The following is a 15,677-nucleotide window of genomic DNA, read 5'->3' as shown; positions in this document are numbered from 1 at the left end:
GCTATAAAGCCGCTCTTTTTTTGTTTTGCGGCAGGAGCCGCTCACTCTTAAAGACTGAAATTTGGATGACGTCCTGGCCGGGTCAGGCCGGAGTATCCAAAGGGGGCATTCAACGACATGAACAAGACTGAGCTCATCGAAGCCATGGCAGACGCTGCCGACATCTCCAAGGCCGCCGCCGGCCGCGCGCTGGACGGCATGATCGACGCCATCACCCAGGCCATCAAGTCGGGCGACAGCGTGTCCATCATTGGCTTCGGTACCTTCACGCTGCGCGAGCGTGCCGCGCGCAAGGGCCGCAATCCCAAGACCGGTGAAACCATCGAGATCGCGGCTTCCAAATCGCCTGCATTTAAGGCTGGCAAAGCGTTCAAAGATGCTGTAAATTAACGCACCTCGAACGGGGTGCTTAGCTCAGCCGGGAGAGCATCGCCCTTACAAGGCGAGGGTCGCAGGTTCGATCCCTGCAGCACCCACCACGGGTAAAAGGAGTGGTAGTTCAGTTGGTTAGAATACCGGCCTGTCACGCCGGGGGTCGCGGGTTCGAGTCCCGTCCACTCCGCCAACTCTGAAAGACGGGGTATCATTGCGATACCCCGTTTTTTTTTGCATCGAATTCAATCCGGACGAACAACAAGACAGACCATGCTGCAGGCAATCAGAGAAAAGGCCCAGGGGTGGATCGCCTGGACAATCGTGATCCTCATCAGTATTCCCTTTGCGCTGTTCGGCATACAGCAGTATCTCGGGGTCAGCGCCGACCCGGTGGTGGCCTCGGTCGATGGCACCGACATCACCGTCCGGCAGCTCGAGCGCCGGGTACGCGAGTTCCGCGACTCGATGCGCCAGCGCCTGGGACCGGCCTTCAATGCCGATATCTTCTCCGACAAGCTGCTCAAGCCGCAGGTGTTGCAGGCGATGATCGACGAGACCCTGCTGCGCCAGGCGGCCGACGACTGGGGCATGCGGGTGAGTGACGAGCAGGTGGCGGCCTCTATCCGCTCGTTGCCCGGCCTGCAGAACGGCGGCAAGTTCGACATGAGCCTGTACGAGGCCACGGTGCGCAGCCGGGGGTTGACCAAGGCCGGCTTCGAGGCCCTGGTGCGCGAGGAGATGATCCGGGCGCAGCAACAGTCGGGCATTCGGGATACCGCGATCGTCACCCACACCGACCTGGCCGAGCAGGTACGCCTGGGCGAGCAGCGGCGGCAGATTCGCTATGCACGGATTCCCGCCGAAGGCTTTCTCGATGTCGCGGCGGTCAGCGACGAGGAGGCCCGGCAGTACTACGAACGCTCGCAACGTGACTTCCAGGTGCCTGAGCGGGTCAAGCTGGCCTGGATACAGCTGGACGTGAAGGAGCTGGCCGACGAGGTGCCGGTGGACGAAGAGAAGGTGCGCCAGTATTTCGAAGACCACCGCGGCGAATTCGTTGCCGAGCAGGAACGCCGGGTGAGGCACATCCTGATCCCCGTCGAGGGTGACGAGGACAAGGCGCGCCAGCAGGCCGAGCAACTGGTCGAACAGTTGCGCCAGGGGGCAGATTTCGCGGCGCTGGCCAAGGAACATTCCAAGGATCCGGGGTCTGCTGCCGACGGTGGCGACCTGGGCTGGGTCAACCGCGGGGTGATGGTCAAGCCCTTCGAGGACGCGGTGTTTGCGGCCAAACCGGGCGAGATCACTGGCCCGGTCAAGACCGAGTTCGGCTATCACATCATCGAGGTCACCGATGTGCGCGGTGGCGCCGAGGCCAGTTTCGAGCAGGTACGTGACAAGGTCGAGGCGGCCTATCGTCGCGCCCAGGCCGAGGAGATCTATTTCGAACGCCTTGAACGCCTGGCGGACCTCGTCTATGAAACGCCCGACAGCCTGGCCCCGGCGGCCGAGGCGCTGGGGCTGAAGGTCCAGCACAGCGACTGGATCACGCGCAGTGGTGACCTGCCGCCGGCGATCGATTCGCCCAAGGTGGTCAGCGCGGCCTTCTCCGACGACGTGCTCGGCGAGGGCAACAACAGCGACGTGATCGAGCTGGCGCCGACCCACGCGGTGGTGGTGCGCGTCGAGGAGCACGAGGAGGCGACGGTCAAGCCCTTCGAGGCGGTCAAGGACCAGGTCCGCCAGGCCGCTGCCCGTGCCCGGGCCTCGGACAAGGCGCGCGCCGAAGGGGAGAAACGGCTAGCGGAACTGCGCGCAGGGGCTGACCTCGAGGGCCTGGCCAAGGCGAATGGCTGGGAGCTGAAGCAGGCCACGGTCGGTCGGCGAGGTGGCGAGGGTGCCCCGGCCGAGGTGGCACGCGCCGCCTTCGACGCACCGCGCCCGGCCGATGGCAAGCCCGCCCATGGCGGCGTGGTCTCGGCCAATGGTGATTACTTCCTGATCGCGGTGGACCAGGTGATCGATGGCGATCTCGATGCCCTCGACAAGACCCAGCGCGAGCAGCGCCTGGCGCGGCTGCGGCAGGTCCTTGGCAGCGCCGAGTTCCGGGGCGTGTTGCAGGCGCTGCGCGCCCGTGCCGACATCGAGGTGACGCTCAAATAGGCAACCCGTCCCCGGGCCGAACCGTTCGCGGCGAGGACGCCGCTCCTGCCGTAGGAGGCCCGTCCCCGGGCCGAACCGTTCGCGGCGAGGACGCCGCTCCTGCCGTAGGAGGCCCGTCCCCGGGCCGAACATTCGCGGCGAGGACGCCGCTCCCACAGGTTCGCAGGAGGCCCGTCCCCGGGCCGAATACAGGAATGGGCGGCCTGCGTAGAAGGCGATAGAATCGCCCCCAGGTGTCGCAACCCCGGCAGGCCATGAAGATTCAAGTCAGCGAGCTGATCGTCCGCTTTCTGGAGCGTCTGGGCATCGATTGCGTCTTCGGCATGCCGGGAGCGCACATCCTGCCTGTTTACGATGCCCTGTATGACTCCTCCATTCGTACGGTGCTTGCCAAGCACGAGCAGGGCGCGGCCTTCATGGCGTGTGGTCATGCGCGGGTCAGTGGCGGCATCGCTTGCTGTATCACCACGGCGGGGCCGGGGGCCACCAACACCGTCACCGCGGTCGCCAGTGCCTATGCCGATCGCCAGCCGCTGCTGCTGATCACCGGCGAGACCTCCACCCACATCTTCGGCAAGGGCGGCCTGCAGGAGAGTGCGGGCGAGGGCGGGGCCATCGATCAGTGCACCTTGTTCGAAGGCATCACCCGCTACCGGCGCCTGATCGAGCGCACCGACTACCTGGCCAATGTGCTCAACCAGGCGGCGCGTGAGCTGCTGTCGGACACCCCGGGGCCGGTGTTGCTCAGCCTGCCGTTCAACGTGCAGAAGGAACAGGTGGACGAAGCGATACTCGACCAGGTGGTCACATCGAGGCCACTCAATGGCATCCATGTGCGGCACGAGCAGATCGACGCCCTGGCCGACCTGTTGCTCGATGCACGCAACCCGGTGATCGTTGCCGGTTACGGCTGTATTCGCTCGGGCGGCGAGGCCCTGGTCGAGCGTCTCAGCGAGACCCTCGACATTCCGATGACCACCAGTCTCAAGGGCAAGGGGGTGATCGCCGAGAACTCGCCGCGTTCGCTGGGCAGCCTGGGGGTGACCTCGACCGGCTTTGCCTACCGTTACATCGTGGATCATGCGGATTCGGTGATCTTTCTCGGCGCCGGTTTCAACGAGCGCACCAGCTATCTCTGGGACCAGGCCCTGCTCGCCGGCAAGCGTATCGCGCAGGTGGACAACGACCCGCAGCAGCTCAACAAGGTATTCAAGGCGGATGTGGCGGTGATCGGCGATATCCGTGCGGTCCTCGATGGGGTGCTCTCGCGCATCGGCCAGCAGGGCGGGGCACGCAGCCGCGCCACCGGTACCCGCGCACCACATGTGCCGGCCAGGCGCCGTGAGGCCGGCACCAGCGAGATCTTCCGTGCCGGCTTCTCGGTGGTCGAGCGCTTCTTCCGGCGCCTCCAGGCCGAACACCTGCCGGGGCTGATGGTATTCGACGACAACATCATCTTTGCGCAGAATTTCCTGGATGTGACCGAGGGCGTGCGTTTCTTTCCCAACAGCGGCATCTCCTCGCTGGGGCATGCCATCCCGGCGGCCATCGGTGCGCGCTTCGCCCGCGAGGTGCCGGCCATGGCCATCCTCGGCGATGGCGGCTTCCAGATGTGCTGCATGGAACTGATGACCGCGGTGAACTACGACATCCCGATCACGGTGGTGATGTTCAACAACGCCACCATGGGGCTGATTCGCAAGAACCAGGCACAGAACTACGCGGGCCGTTACATCGACTGCGATTTTGTCAATCCAGACTACCGGCAACTGGCGGCCAGCTTCGGCATGGCCCATCACTGCATCGCGCGCCCGGACGAGGTGGACGCGGTGTTCGAGCAGGTCGATTTCGTCGCCGGGCGCACCCTGATCGAGATCGTGCTCGAGCGCGACGCCTTCCCCAATTACGATTCGCGCCGGCACTGAGGCGGTATGGCGGAGACGGCGTTCGAAGCGGCCCGCCAGCGGCTGGGCATGAGCACGGCGGAGGCCGTGGATCACGACACCTTGTTGGCTCGTCTCGAACAGGCGCTCTGGGCCGATCCCAGCCGTGAACTCGAAAGGCTCTACCAGGCCTGTTGTCGCGAGGCAGCAGCGCGTGAACGCGCGGTCGCCCATCGGCTGGTCGTGGTGGTGCCGGTCGCCGACCGGCCGCGCCAGTTGCGGCACTGTCTCGAGAGCCTCGCCGAGCACCAGCGGGGTTTCGCTCATGCCGGTGGCGTGTCGATGCTGGTGGTCGAGGACTCGCTCGATCTCGCCAACCGGCGCGCGCACGCCGACCTGGTGCGTGAGATCGCCGCGGCCGGGCTGGATGCCCATTACCTGGACACGGCCGCGCAATGGGCGTTGATCGAGCCGCTGCAGGCGACGCTGCCGCTGTTTCTGGGCCGGCAGCGCGCCGAGGCCATGGGGCACAAGGGGGCCTCGGTGACGCGCAACATCGCCATGCTGTGGCTGGCTCGCCAGGGATTCACACGGCCGCTGTTTCATTTCATCGACAGCGACCAGGTGTTCCATGTCGATCCGTTTGCCGCGCGGCCACGCTACCTGCTGGATCATGCACGCCATATCGACCGCCTGTTCCGCACCCATGACATCGAGGTGCTGACCGGCAAGGTGGTGGGTGACCCGCCGGTCTCGCCGGCTGTGATGGCCGGTACCTTGTTGCAGGATCTCAATGGCATCCTCGAGAGCGCCTTGCCAGCTCCCGGTGCGGCCTGCGGCTTTCACGGCGAGACGGCCGGTGCCGGGCACGGTGCCTATCACGATATGGCGGCCCTGTTCGGACTGGATGCCGCGGCACAGACGTTCGAATACGCCTGTCCGCTGGACGGAGCGCATACCCATGTCGATACCTTGCAGGCACTGGGGGAGCGTTTGTCACGGTTTTTCGATGGCGAGCACCCGACCCGCGTCACGCCGTTCTCGCCGGTCGATGTCGAGACCAGCCTGTCCCCGGCGCGTACCGTCTATACCGGCAATTACGTGTTCAACCGCGCGGGTCTGCGCCACGGCATCCCGTTTGCCGCGCTCAAGCTGCGCATGGCCGGCCCCACGCTCGGCCGGCTGTTGCAGCAGGAGCTGGGCGAACGTTTCGTGCAGGCGGCCCTGCCCCTGTTGCACCGTCGCGCCGAGCCGCAGACCGGCAGCGCGGAATACCGCCCCGGCGTGCGTCATGAGGGCGCGTTGGTCGAGCTGTCGGGCGAGTACCAGCGCCAGTTCGTGGGTGACCTGATGCTGTTCGGCATCATCGAGCTGGTCGGCGCAGGCTACCCCGCCCATCTGCCGAAGGGGGACCGCGTCGAGGCCCTGTTCGATAACGTGGGCGAACGCCTGTTGGGCGAATACCGGCAGGTACGCGAGCAGGTGATGGAGCGGCTCGCCACCTTCGAGCGTCGGCTCGATGGCCACCACCGGGTAGAGGACAGACTGTTTGAGCCCTACCGTCACTTTGCACGGCTGGTACGGCACAATTACGCGCCGCAGGCCGCTGCCGTTCGTGCCCTGGAAGATCCCGCCTTTCGCGCAGACTGGATACGCCGCCTGGCTGTTGCCGTCCGCGAGCTCCCGGCCCAGCAGGCGCGCTGGGCGGAGATCGTCGGTTGAGAACGCCTTCGGTCTTTTCAGCCTGTTTTCAGCTTCGCCCGCTATGCTCACCTCCATCAGTCGCAGGAGGTAAGTCATGAGCACATTGACCATCAAGGTATGGGATCCGCTGGTCCGCATCTTTCACTGGAGTCTGGTGGCCGGGTTCTTTGTCGCCTATCTCACCGAAGACGATTTCATGACCCTGCATGTCTGGGCGGGTTACCTGGTCGGCGGACTGGTGGCCTTCCGTATCGTCTGGGGATTCATCGGCTCGAAACACGCCCGGTTTTCCGATTTCGTCCGTCCTCCCGGAGAGGTGATCGCCTACCTGAAGGCAGAGCTCGCCGGACGTGCGCGTCGCTATCTCGGACACAACCCGGCGGGTGGCGCCATGGTCGTGGCCTTGCTGCTGTCGCTTGTCCTGACCGTCGTCACCGGCCTGATCATCTACGGCGGGGACGAGTGTGCCGGGCCGCTGGCCAGCTACCTCTGTGGTACAGGCGAGGCATTCGATGAACTGGGCGAAGAGGTACACGAGTTCTTCGCCAATCTCACCCTGCTGCTGGTGGTGCTGCACGTCGTCGGGGTGGTGCTCAGCAGTCGCCTGCATGGCGAGAACCTGGTGCATGCCATGCTCACAGGCCGCAAGCCGGCAAATACGGGCGAAACGAAAGGGGATGACGTATGAAGACAGGAGTTTTTCTTGTCAGTGCCAGTCTGGTGCTGGCGCCGTTCGGGCTGGCCTGCGCGGCGGGTGCCGATCGGGAAGGGGTCATACAGCAGTATGTCCAGGCTGCCGAAGGACAGGTCGATGTGGCTGCCGGTGAACGCCTGTGGATGACAGAAGGCGTCAAGGGCCGTTCCTGCACGACCTGTCACGGCAGGGACCTGACCCGCCCGGGAAAGCACAAGCGTACGGGCAAGCGCATCGAGCCGATGGCGCCGTCGGTCAATCCGAAACGTTTCACCGATCCGAAAAAGGTCGCCAAGTGGTTCAGGCGCAATTGCAAGTGGACCCTGGGAAGGGAGTGCACGGCGGCCGAAAAGGCCAACCTGTTGAGCTGGCTGAATTCACTTTGATTGGGAGGTACCGGCAATGAAGAATTTTCGCTCTTTCGGCATGACCGCCGCGGTGGCCCTGATTGCCGGGCTGTCGCTCCAGGCCTGTGCCGATGACGACTGGGGCCGGGGCTGGTGGAAGCGCGCCGATTTTGCGCCGCTCAACGATCCGCAGTACGTCTCCGAATGTGGCGACTGCCACATGCCGTACCAGCCGGGTATGCTGCCGGCCGCTTCCTGGCGGCGTATCATGAACGGACTCGAAGATCATTTCGGTGACAATGCGGAACTCGACGAACCGGTGCGGCAGCATATCCTTTCGCTGCTGGAGAGCAACGCCGCCGATCGCGTGGACACGGGGCGCTCGCCCGGCGTGGCGCGCTCGCTGGCCGGGCAGGCGCCGTTGCGCTTCACCGAGACCCGCTATTTCCGGCGCAAGCATCATGAGATTCCGCAGCGTCTGGTCAGCAACAACCCCGATGTCGGCAGTTTCGCCCGCTGTGATGCCTGTCACCTCAAGGCGGACCAGGGCAATTACGATGAACACCAGGTGCGTATCCCGGGTGTCGGCTACTGGGATGACTGAACATCGGATGCGCGCCGTCTTGCTGGTGATGCTGATGATCCTGGCGCCTTTCGCTGGTGCGGATGACGACGAGGCCGATTACGAACAGGCGCGTCGCCTGTTGGCCAATGGGCAGATCCTGTCACTTGCGGAGATCGTCGAACGGGTCGATGTGCCACCAGGTGCGCGCCTGCTCGATCTGGAACTCGAGAACGAAAACGGGCACTGGAATTACGAGCTCGAATACCTGATCGACGGGCAAGTGCAGGAGTTCAAGATCGACGCCGCTACCGGAATCGTGCGAGAAGAAGAGGAGCACGACTGATGCGGTTGTTACTGGTCGAGGACGACAGGGAGTTGTCGGCACGCCTGATCCGCCGGCTGAGTGACGAAGGCTACCTGGTGGAGCAGGTGGGGGATGGTGAACGTGCCCTGCGCATGGGAGAAGACAACGACTATGCCCTGGTGATCCTCGACATCGGCCTGCCGGGGCTGGACGGTATGGAGGTCTTGCGTCGCTGGCGTGCGCGGGGGCGCAGCATGCCGGTACTGATACTGACTGCACGTGATGGTTGGCGGCAGCGCGTCGAGGGCCTGCGTGCCGGGGCGGACGATTACCTGGGCAAGCCCTTCGAGCCCGAGGAGCTGCTGGCGCGGATCGATGCCATCGTGCGGCGTTCGCATGGCCAGCCGGCCGACCGGCTGGTGGTGGCGAGGCTGGAACTCGACCGCGAGCGTCACTGCGCGATCTTGCCCGATGGTCGGGAGGAGCACCTGACGGGTACCGAGTTCCGACTGTTGCAAGCCCTGATGCTCCGCGCCGGTCGGGTGGTCAGTCGCGAACAACTGGCCATGGCCGCCTTTGAAGACGGTGATCAGGTCGGCAACGGCCTGGAGGTCTACATCCGGCGCCTGCGCCGCAAGTTGGGTGCCGAGCGCATCGTCACCCGGCGCGGCCTGGGCTACCTGATGCCCAACGGGCGGGAAGGGGTGGCGTGATCTCGCTGCGCAGGCAACTGTGGCGCAGCGGCGTCCTGGTGGTGGTGCTGCTCTCGCTGGTGTTCTGGGGAGCCGGGCGCTGGGCCATGCACGACGGTGTGGTGACCCTGATCGGCAGTCGTCTGCAACATGACGCCGAAACCCTGGTCTCGGCGCTCGACTGGTCCACCGGGCGGCTGGTGTTCGATGAACATGTGCTGGCCGGTCCCTACCTGCAGCCCCGTTCGGGGCACTACTACGTGGTGCGTGTCGACGAGCGCCGCTTCCAGTCGCGTTCGCTCTGGGACGAGGACCTGCCGTTGCGTCCTCTGCGATCCGGCGAGGTGGAAACGGCCGTGGTAGCGGGACCGGGTGGCAAGCTGGTATTGCTGCGACAGGCGGCCTACCGCAAGCAGGGACATCTTATCTGGGCAGTGGTGGCTGAAGACATCGAGCCGCTGGAAGAGGCGATGGAGCGGCTCGACCTGGTGTTCGTGGTCATCACGCTGTTGGCGGCATTGATATTGCTGTTGCTGCAGCGCTGGCATATCCGTCGCGCGCTGCGTCCGCTGGCCGGCGTGCGGCGACAGCTCGACGAGCTTGCCGAGGGCGGGCGCGAGTGTATCGACCAGCCGGTTCCCGAAGAGATTCAGCCCCTGATCGACGCGCTCAACCGCATGGTGCGCTCGCTGCACCAGCGCCTGCAACGCTCGCGCAATGGCCTGGGCGATATGGCGCACGCGCTGAAGACGCCGCTGAACCTGCTGATGCAGGACATCGCCTCGGTGGCACCGGATGCCTTGCGCGAGCGCCTGAAGGGACAGGCCTCCCGCATCGGCGAGATCGTGGAACGCGAACTGCGGCGTGCGCGCATCGCCGGCAGCGGACCGACCGGCGAACAATGGCAGCCGGGTTCCGATCTGCAAGATCTGGTCGAGGTGCTGGGACGCATCCATGAACAGGTCGCCATCGAGCTGGTCGTACCCGAGACCTTGCGTGAACTGCCGCTGGACCGGGAAGACATGCTCGAACTGGTCGGCAATCTGCTCGACAACGCCTGCAAGTGGGCGGCCTCGCGTGCCGTGCTGCGCCTGTCGATCGAGCAGGGCAGTTTCTTGCCCGTCATCGAGGACGATGGTCCGGGTGTGCCCGGGCCGCAACGCGAACGCCTGCTCGAACGCGGCCGCCGTCTCGACGAGCGGGTCGAAGGACACGGCCTGGGTCTGTCCATCGTGCGCGAGATCGTCGACAGCTACGATGGCCGGCTCGAACTCGATGACAGCGAACTGGGCGGTCTGCGCGTGGTGGTGCGCTTGCCATTCTGATGGCCCGGGCGCACGGGCTCGCCCTGTGATGGGCAGGGCACGGCGTGCCCATCAAATCCTCGGACCCGGTTTCGATGGGCTTGTCCATCCTGCGGGTTGGGCGGACCGTTCGCGGCGGGGACGCCGCTCCTACGGGTAGGAGGCCCGTCCTCGGGCCGAACACCCACGGCAGGAGGCCCGCCTCGGGCCGAATGTTCGCCGCGAGGACGCTGTTCAGCCAGGACGACCGTCGACGCGGGGGCGTGCCAGCATCGGCAGGTAGATGAGTGCGAAGTGGGCGAAGGCCAGCATCCACAGCGTCTGCGAAAGCCCGATCCACAGGGTGTAGTGCGCGCCGTCGAGCAGTGGCAGCAGCACCCGGCTCAGCGCGCCGGCGGCGAGCAGTCCCAGGAACCAGCGGATGGCCGGTGGTGGCGAGAACACGTTGCGCCCGGTGTGTCCCAGGGCGACCCGCGACATCATGCCCAGGGTCATCATGCCGATGCCGCCGTAGGCGAAGGCGTGCAGGGCGATGAAGGGGGAGACCTCGCCCCATACCGAGAGCACGCGCAGGCCGAAGCCGGCCACCAGCGCGCCATAGCCCAGGAATAGTGACCACAGCAGCGGCTTGCGCCAGATGCCGGGGGTGTGCCAGTCGACCAGGCGCAGGGCATGCATGCAGAACAGGGGCAGGCTGAGCAGGCCGATGACCATTGTCTGCCCCGGCAGGAAGACCTCGAACACCGCCCAGACCAGCACACCGAACAGGCTGGCGATGTCCAGCCAGCGGCGGTTGCGCGGGACGAAGTCCTCGTCCACGCCGCGTTCGATGAAAAACGGCACCACCCGGCGAGCCATCATGAATACCAGTGCGAGGATGAGGTACAGCCCGCCATAGAGCCCCCACTGGATGCCTTCGGCCAGGTAGCCCAGCGCGCCGGCGTAGAAGCTGGCGCTGGCGGCCAGCATCAGCATCAGCTTGGCGAGGATGCCGACCTGTTTCCATTGCCGTACTCGCAGCACCGGGCGGGCCACGCCGTAGAGCAGGGCGCACAGAAACGCCAGGTCGGCCGCTGCGGCCAGCCATAGCCCGTTGCCGGGGACATAGAAGGCCACCCGCGCGCCCAGCCACAGGGCAAAGGTGACGGCCAGCGAGGGGCCCTTGAGGCTGGGCTGGCCGGTCCAGTTGCTCACCGCAGTGAGCAGGAAGCCGGCCACCACCGCCATGGCGTAGCCGAAGACCATCTCGTGACCGTGCCAGACCACCGGCGGCAGCGCCGGAGGCGAGGCATGGCGTCCGAAGACATAGGTCGCCATCCACAGGCCGACGGCGGTGATGCCGAACAGGGCCGCGCCGCTGAAGAAGGGTCGGAAGCCGAGCTGGAACAGGGCGAAGCTCGGCGGCGGGGTACGGGGGTCGATCTGCAGCATGGGACTACCTCTCTGTGATCTGGCTATTATCCGACATTGGGGCGCCAGCGGGGTGCCGGGGGGTCGGCGAGGCCGGTTGGGGCAGGGGGAGGGACAACAGGGCGGCACCTGCCAGCATGCCGGCCGACCACCACAGGCAGCCTTCGATGCCTTGTTGCTGGTAGATCAGCCCCGAGAGCACGGTGCCGGCCAGGCGCCCGCCGGCATTGGCCATGTAATAGAAGCCGACGCGCAGGGCCACGTCGTCCTGCTCGGAATAAGCGAGTATCAGGTAGGAATGGACCGCGGAATTGACCGCGAAGACCAGGCCGAACAATGTCAGGCCGCCGATCAGCACCACGTGGGGGGGCAGGCCCTGGTCGAGTGCCAGCGCCATGCCGGTCGGCACCAGGGCCAGGGTCGCAACCCAGTAAAGGGCAGTGCGCCCGCCGGGCAGGCGCCGGCGTCCGCGCAGCAGCCCGGGAGTGGTGGCTTGTACCAGCCCGTAGCCGATTACCCACAGGGCGAGGAAACTGCCCACCTGCCAGAAGTCCCAGCCCAGGCGGTCGTAGAGAAACACCGGGAGGGCCACCACGAACCACACGTCACGCGCGCCGAACAGCAGGAAGCGCGCGGCCGACAACCAGTTGACGGCCGCCACCCGGGAGAAGACCTGGGTGAACCGGGGTTTCGAGCGCATGCGTCCGACACCGGCGGGCAGCAGCCAGGCGGTGATGGCCTTGACCGAGGCCTTGGCCGACATCTTGTTGAGATCCTTGGCGATGCCCGAGAGCGCCTGTGCCGCCATCACCCAGGGCACGCTCAACCAGGCATCGGGCGCGGTCAGCATCAGCAATGCCACTATCTGCAGGGCCATGCCGATGTGCATGGTCAGGTTGAGCCCGATGCGCGCACCCAGCCAGCCGCCTACCAGGTTGGTGACCACGCCGAAGAACTCGTAGAAGAGGAACAGCATGGCCACCTCGAAGGGCGAATAGCCCAGCTGGTGGAAATACAACACCACCAGCATGCGGATGGCGCCGTCGGTGAGGGTGAAGCCCCAGTAGCCGGCGGTGATCACCGCGTAGTGGCGTGTGGCGGCTTGCATGATCTCTCGCCGGGATTCAGCTGAACAGGCGCTGCCACCAGCGCTGGCGGTTGCGCGGGGTGGGGGCATCGTCGATCACCTCGGTGGGGCGCTCGAGGCTGATGATCCAGCGCGGCGGGATGGTCATGCCGCTGCTGCCGCAGGACGAGCCCAGGTTGTTGGGGTCGTACACCTTGACCAAGGTGGGGGATTCGCGGTCGTCCACGTAGACGATGCCGCAATAGTCGTGGTCGTGATCGGTGTGCAGCAGCTGGTCGAGTTCGCTCAGGGCATGGCGCAAGCCGTCGCCCTTGAGCGGCAAGGCCGGCAGTTCGCTGCCCACCTGGTAGAAGTACCAGGCCTTGCCCGAGCCGTTGAGGGTCTCCCACAGGCGGTCGAGGTCTTCCCAGCGCAGGATGCCGGTGAACCGTCCGTTGAGCCGTCGGGAAAAATCGGATGCCTTGTCGCTCATGCTGCCTGTCCTGGTGTACCGCGCACGCGCGCATTGTAGCGAGCACTGGGCCATTGATGAATGCAGGATATCCATCTGCGATACGGGAGTGGGTTCCAGGGCGTGCGCTTGGTCGGTTCGCGGCGAGGACGCCGCTCCCACAGGCAGGAGGCCCGTCCGCGGGCCGAACACTCGCGGCGAGGACGCCGCTCCTGCAGGGGACCATCCCTGATCCGTTCCCCCTTGTGCCTGGCCGTCCGATCGCGCAGTATCGCGGCCCGTCGTACTTGCTGGGAGAGGACCATGGGTTTCCGGCCCCGGGGGCTGTTGCTGGACATGGACGGGGTGCTGTACCACGGCAGCCGGCTGTTGCCTCATGCCCGGCGCTTTCTCGAGGCCACGGCGCATCTGCCGCGGGTGTTCGTCACCAACAATCCCATCCGTACCCCCGTGGAAGTGGCCGACCACCTCGCCGCGCTGGGCCTGCCACGATCCGATCCGGCGGATGTGCTGACCAGTGGCGTGGCCACCGCCCGCTGGCTGGCGCGCGAGCGACCGGGGTTTCGTTTCTTTGCCGTAGGTGCGGATGGTCTGCACCGGGTGCTGGCCGAACACGGTACCGAGGATGCCGAAAACGCCGAGTTCGTGGTGGTGGGCGAGGGGCCGGGACTGGACTATGACACGCTCTCCCGCGGCATCGATTTGATCCGCAACGGTGCGACCCTGGTCTCGACCAACCCCGACCCCAGCGTGGATGCGGTGGTGGCGGGCAGGCACCGCGTGTTGCCGGGCGGGGGCGCCCTGGTTGCGCCTTTCGAGGTGGCAACCGGTCTGCGGGCCACCACCATCGGCAAGCCCGAACCCCTGCTGTTCGTTATGGCGCTGGAACGCCTGGGGCTGTCGGCGGCCGAGTGCGTGATGGTCGGCGACCGGCCGGATACCGATATCGCCGGGGCGGCGCGCGTCGGACTGCGCTGTGCGCTGGTTCGCACTGGGCGATTCCTGCCGGGGGCATCCTGGCCGGCGGGGGAACCCCCACCCGATTGGGATGTCCCTGATCTGCGATCGCTGCTGCTGCGCTGGTGGCGGGACGGGGTTCTGGAGCAGCGGTAAGGATTCGCGATTATGGGAATTGATCACACATTGATCACCGGATTTTTGACGGTTCCCCTTGGGCATGGGGATAATGTCCTAAATTTTTGAAATTAAAACCTTCAATACAACTCCTGACGATACACGAGGCCCCGGCCGGAAAACGGCGGGCGGACCCTCCCGACCTGAACAACGAGAATCATGAAACTCGGGATACCCAAAGAAACATTGACTGGAGAGGCGCGCGTCGCCATCACCCCGGAAGTCGCCAAGTCGCTCATCGGCAAGGGCTTTGAAGTCTGTGTCGAACGCGGTGCCGGCGAAGGCGCGCACTATCACGACGACACCTATGCCGAGGCCGGCGTCACGCTGGTCGATCGCGCCGAGGCGCTGGCCTGCGACATTGTCGCCAAGGTCCGCCGACCGACGGTCGAGGATGCGGCACAGATGCGCGAGGGCGCGGTGTTCATCGGCATGCTCGAGACCTGCGGGGAGGACGAGGTGGCCTCCACATTGCGCGCCCGTGACATCGCCGTGCTGGCACTCGAGCGCATCCCGCGCATCTCGCGCGCGCAGTCGATGGACGTGCTCTCCTCGCAGGCCAACATCGGTGGCTATCGCGCGGTCATCGAGGCGGCCGCGCGCTACGAGCGCTTCATGCCCATGATGATGACCGCCGCGGGCTCGGCCAAGCCGGCGCGCGTGGTGGTGCTGGGTGTCGGCGTGGCCGGCCTGCAGGCGATCGCCACCGCGCGGCGCCTGGGGGCCGAGGTCTATGCCTATGACATCCGCCCCGAGACGCGCGAGCAGATCGAGTCGCTGGGCGCCAAACCCATCGACCTGGACATCGGCGAAGAGGGCAGCGGCGAGGGCGGCTACGCCAAGGAGCTGTCCGACGAGGCCAAGGCGCGCCAGCAGCAGTTGCTGGCCGATGAACTGGCCCGTGCCCACATCATCATCACCACCGCGCAGATCCCCTGCCGTCCCGCGCCGCAGCTGGTGGCGCCCGAGGTGGTCGAGCGCATGCGCGAAGGCTCGGTGATCGTGGACATGGCCGCCGGTTCCGGCGGTAACTGCCCGCTGTCCAGACCCGACGAGATCGTCACCGAGCACGGGGTGATCATCGTCGGCCATACCAATTACCCCTCGATGATGGCGACCGATGCCAGCGCGTTTTTCGCGCGCAACATCGCCAACCTGCTGGGCATCATGGTGGACAAGGGCGAGGACGGCTCGCTGAGCCTCAAGGACCTCGACGAGGACGAGATCACCGCCGCCGCTCAGTTCAAGCCGCAAACGAGCGAATGAGAGAAGATCATGCCTGACACACTCCTAGCACTGTATGTATTCGTCCTGGCCTGTTTCATCGGCTATTTCGTGATCTGGGGCGTCACTCCGGCGCTGCACACGCCGCTGGTGGCGCTGACCAATGCCATCTCGGGCATCGTCATCATCGGCGCGCTGCTGGTTGCCGGTGCCGAGGAGGCCTCGGGCTTGACCGAGATCATGGGCTTCTTCGCGGTCCTGCTGGCCTCGATCAACGTCTTCGGCGGCTTCCTGGTAACCAAGCGGATGCTGGCGATGTTCAAGAAGAAAAAGAAGTAAG

At 65.7% G+C, this 15,677-nt stretch carries 16 protein-coding genes and 2 tRNA genes; 15 read left to right on the top strand and 3 right to left on the bottom strand.

The features are described 5' to 3' along the window. The first annotated feature begins 117 nt into the window (after positions 1-117). The 12 genes from EBS_RS07240 (at position 118) to EBS_RS07185 (ending at position 10,052) form a co-directional block, all read left to right on the top strand. Positions 118-390: an HU family DNA-binding protein gene (locus tag EBS_RS07240; protein WP_043108010.1), complete on the top strand. Its 273-nt coding sequence runs from the start codon at positions 118-120 to the stop codon at positions 388-390. A gap of 13 nt (positions 391-403) precedes the next feature. Then, positions 404-479: transfer RNA gene (locus tag EBS_RS07235), tRNA-Val, on the top strand. 9 nt (positions 480-488) lie between these two features. Next, a tRNA-Asp gene (locus EBS_RS07230) sits at positions 489-565 on the top strand. An 80-nt stretch (positions 566-645) separates the two neighbouring features. Continuing rightward, positions 646-2,538 (top strand): SurA N-terminal domain-containing protein, encoded by a 1,893-nt coding sequence (locus EBS_RS07225; protein ID WP_043108009.1) that lies wholly within the window; start codon positions 646-648, stop codon positions 2,536-2,538. 254 nt (positions 2,539-2,792) lie between these two features. Beyond that, on the top strand, positions 2,793-4,463 hold the full coding sequence (locus EBS_RS07220) for a thiamine pyrophosphate-binding protein (RefSeq protein ID WP_043108008.1): 1,671 nt from the start codon (positions 2,793-2,795) through the stop codon (positions 4,461-4,463). Between the two features lie 6 nt (positions 4,464-4,469). Further along, positions 4,470-6,143, top strand: a complete 1,674-nt coding sequence (locus tag EBS_RS07215) for a hypothetical protein (RefSeq protein WP_052199389.1) — start codon at positions 4,470-4,472, stop codon at positions 6,141-6,143. Positions 6,144-6,219: 76 nt separating this feature from the next. Beyond that, positions 6,220-6,813, top strand: a complete 594-nt coding sequence (locus EBS_RS07210; RefSeq protein ID WP_043108007.1) for a cytochrome b/b6 domain-containing protein — start codon at positions 6,220-6,222, stop codon at positions 6,811-6,813. A gap of 32 nt (positions 6,814-6,845) precedes the next feature. Beyond that, positions 6,846-7,205, top strand: a complete 360-nt coding sequence (locus tag EBS_RS07205) for a DUF1924 domain-containing protein (RefSeq protein WP_231892781.1) — start codon at positions 6,846-6,848, stop codon at positions 7,203-7,205. Positions 7,206-7,221: 16 nt separating this feature from the next. Continuing rightward, on the top strand, positions 7,222-7,770 hold the full coding sequence (locus EBS_RS07200; protein WP_070104724.1) for a diheme cytochrome c: 549 nt from the start codon (positions 7,222-7,224) through the stop codon (positions 7,768-7,770). 7 nt (positions 7,771-7,777) lie between these two features. Then, positions 7,778-8,074 (top strand): PepSY domain-containing protein, encoded by a 297-nt coding sequence (locus EBS_RS07195; protein ID WP_052199388.1) that lies wholly within the window; start codon positions 7,778-7,780, stop codon positions 8,072-8,074. Further along, positions 8,074-8,748, top strand: a complete 675-nt coding sequence (locus EBS_RS07190; protein WP_043108004.1) for a response regulator transcription factor — start codon at positions 8,074-8,076, stop codon at positions 8,746-8,748. Before EBS_RS07195 ends, EBS_RS07190 begins: the two co-directional genes overlap by 1 nt. Beyond that, positions 8,745-10,052, top strand: coding sequence for a sensor histidine kinase (locus tag EBS_RS07185; RefSeq protein WP_043108002.1), 1,308 nt, complete (start codon positions 8,745-8,747; stop codon positions 10,050-10,052). Before EBS_RS07190 ends, EBS_RS07185 begins: the two co-directional genes overlap by 4 nt. Before the next feature lie 213 nt (positions 10,053-10,265). Here the strand turns inward: EBS_RS07185 and EBS_RS07180 are convergent, their stop codons facing one another. From EBS_RS07180 to EBS_RS07170, 3 genes are read right to left on the bottom strand one after another with little or no spacing between them, the layout of a single operon-like run. Beyond that, positions 10,266-11,462: an NnrS family protein gene (locus tag EBS_RS07180; RefSeq protein WP_148307695.1), complete on the bottom strand. Its 1,197-nt coding sequence runs from the start codon at positions 11,460-11,462 to the stop codon at positions 10,266-10,268. Positions 11,463-11,466: 4 nt separating this feature from the next. Then, the gene (locus EBS_RS07175; RefSeq protein WP_043108001.1) at positions 11,467-12,549 is read right to left on the bottom strand and encodes an MFS transporter; all 1,083 of its coding nucleotides are present in this window, start codon (positions 12,547-12,549) and stop codon (positions 11,467-11,469) included. A 16-nt stretch (positions 12,550-12,565) separates the two neighbouring features. Further along, positions 12,566-13,000: a hypothetical protein gene (locus EBS_RS07170; protein ID WP_043108000.1), complete on the bottom strand. Its 435-nt coding sequence runs from the start codon at positions 12,998-13,000 to the stop codon at positions 12,566-12,568. 282 nt (positions 13,001-13,282) lie between these two features. On the opposite strand from EBS_RS07170, the gene EBS_RS07165 reads away from it, so the two are divergent. The 3 genes from EBS_RS07165 to EBS_RS07155 all read left to right on the top strand — a co-directional run bounded on the left by EBS_RS07165 (position 13,283) and on the right by EBS_RS07155 (position 15,676). Beyond that, on the top strand, positions 13,283-14,092 hold the full coding sequence (locus EBS_RS07165; RefSeq protein ID WP_043107999.1) for an HAD-IIA family hydrolase: 810 nt from the start codon (positions 13,283-13,285) through the stop codon (positions 14,090-14,092). A 180-nt stretch (positions 14,093-14,272) separates the two neighbouring features. After that, on the top strand, positions 14,273-15,379 hold the full coding sequence (locus EBS_RS07160; protein ID WP_043107998.1) for a Re/Si-specific NAD(P)(+) transhydrogenase subunit alpha: 1,107 nt from the start codon (positions 14,273-14,275) through the stop codon (positions 15,377-15,379). Between the two features lie 9 nt (positions 15,380-15,388). Next, entirely contained in the window at positions 15,389-15,676 is a 288-nt protein-coding gene (locus EBS_RS07155) for a proton-translocating transhydrogenase family protein (RefSeq protein WP_043107997.1), read from the top strand. The last annotated feature ends 1 nt before the right edge of the window (position 15,677 follow it).

This window comes from endosymbiont of unidentified scaly snail isolate Monju, assembly GCF_000801295.1.
Lineage (GTDB): Bacteria > Pseudomonadota > Gammaproteobacteria > Chromatiales > Chromatiaceae > MONJU.
Note: the sequence above shows the minus strand (reverse complement) of the source record. Positions and strands in the feature narration are given on the sequence as shown.

Excerpts from the sequence above, each read along its gene's own strand:
- EBS_RS07240 (WP_043108010.1), top strand. The coding sequence starts at position 118 with ATGAACAAGACTGAGCTCATCGAAGCCATGGCAGACGCTGCCGACATC.
- EBS_RS07225 (WP_043108009.1), top strand. The coding sequence starts at position 646 with ATGCTGCAGGCAATCAGAGAAAAGGCCCAGGGGTGGATCGCCTGGACA.
- EBS_RS07220 (WP_043108008.1), top strand. The coding sequence starts at position 2,793 with ATGAAGATTCAAGTCAGCGAGCTGATCGTCCGCTTTCTGGAGCGTCTG.
- EBS_RS07215 (WP_052199389.1), top strand. The coding sequence starts at position 4,470 with ATGGCGGAGACGGCGTTCGAAGCGGCCCGCCAGCGGCTGGGCATGAGC.
- EBS_RS07210 (WP_043108007.1), top strand. The coding sequence starts at position 6,220 with ATGAGCACATTGACCATCAAGGTATGGGATCCGCTGGTCCGCATCTTT.
- EBS_RS07200 (WP_070104724.1), top strand. The coding sequence starts at position 7,222 with ATGAAGAATTTTCGCTCTTTCGGCATGACCGCCGCGGTGGCCCTGATT.
- EBS_RS07195 (WP_052199388.1), top strand. The coding sequence starts at position 7,778 with ATGCGCGCCGTCTTGCTGGTGATGCTGATGATCCTGGCGCCTTTCGCT.
- EBS_RS07190 (WP_043108004.1), top strand. The coding sequence starts at position 8,074 with ATGCGGTTGTTACTGGTCGAGGACGACAGGGAGTTGTCGGCACGCCTG.
- EBS_RS07180 (WP_148307695.1), bottom strand. The coding sequence starts at position 11,462 with ATGCTGCAGATCGACCCCCGTACCCCGCCGCCGAGCTTCGCCCTGTTC.
- EBS_RS07175 (WP_043108001.1), bottom strand. The coding sequence starts at position 12,549 with ATGCAAGCCGCCACACGCCACTACGCGGTGATCACCGCCGGCTACTGG.
- EBS_RS07170 (WP_043108000.1), bottom strand. The coding sequence starts at position 13,000 with ATGAGCGACAAGGCATCCGATTTTTCCCGACGGCTCAACGGACGGTTC.
- EBS_RS07165 (WP_043107999.1), top strand. The coding sequence starts at position 13,283 with ATGGGTTTCCGGCCCCGGGGGCTGTTGCTGGACATGGACGGGGTGCTG.
- EBS_RS07160 (WP_043107998.1), top strand. The coding sequence starts at position 14,273 with ATGAAACTCGGGATACCCAAAGAAACATTGACTGGAGAGGCGCGCGTC.
- EBS_RS07155 (WP_043107997.1), top strand. The coding sequence starts at position 15,389 with ATGCCTGACACACTCCTAGCACTGTATGTATTCGTCCTGGCCTGTTTC.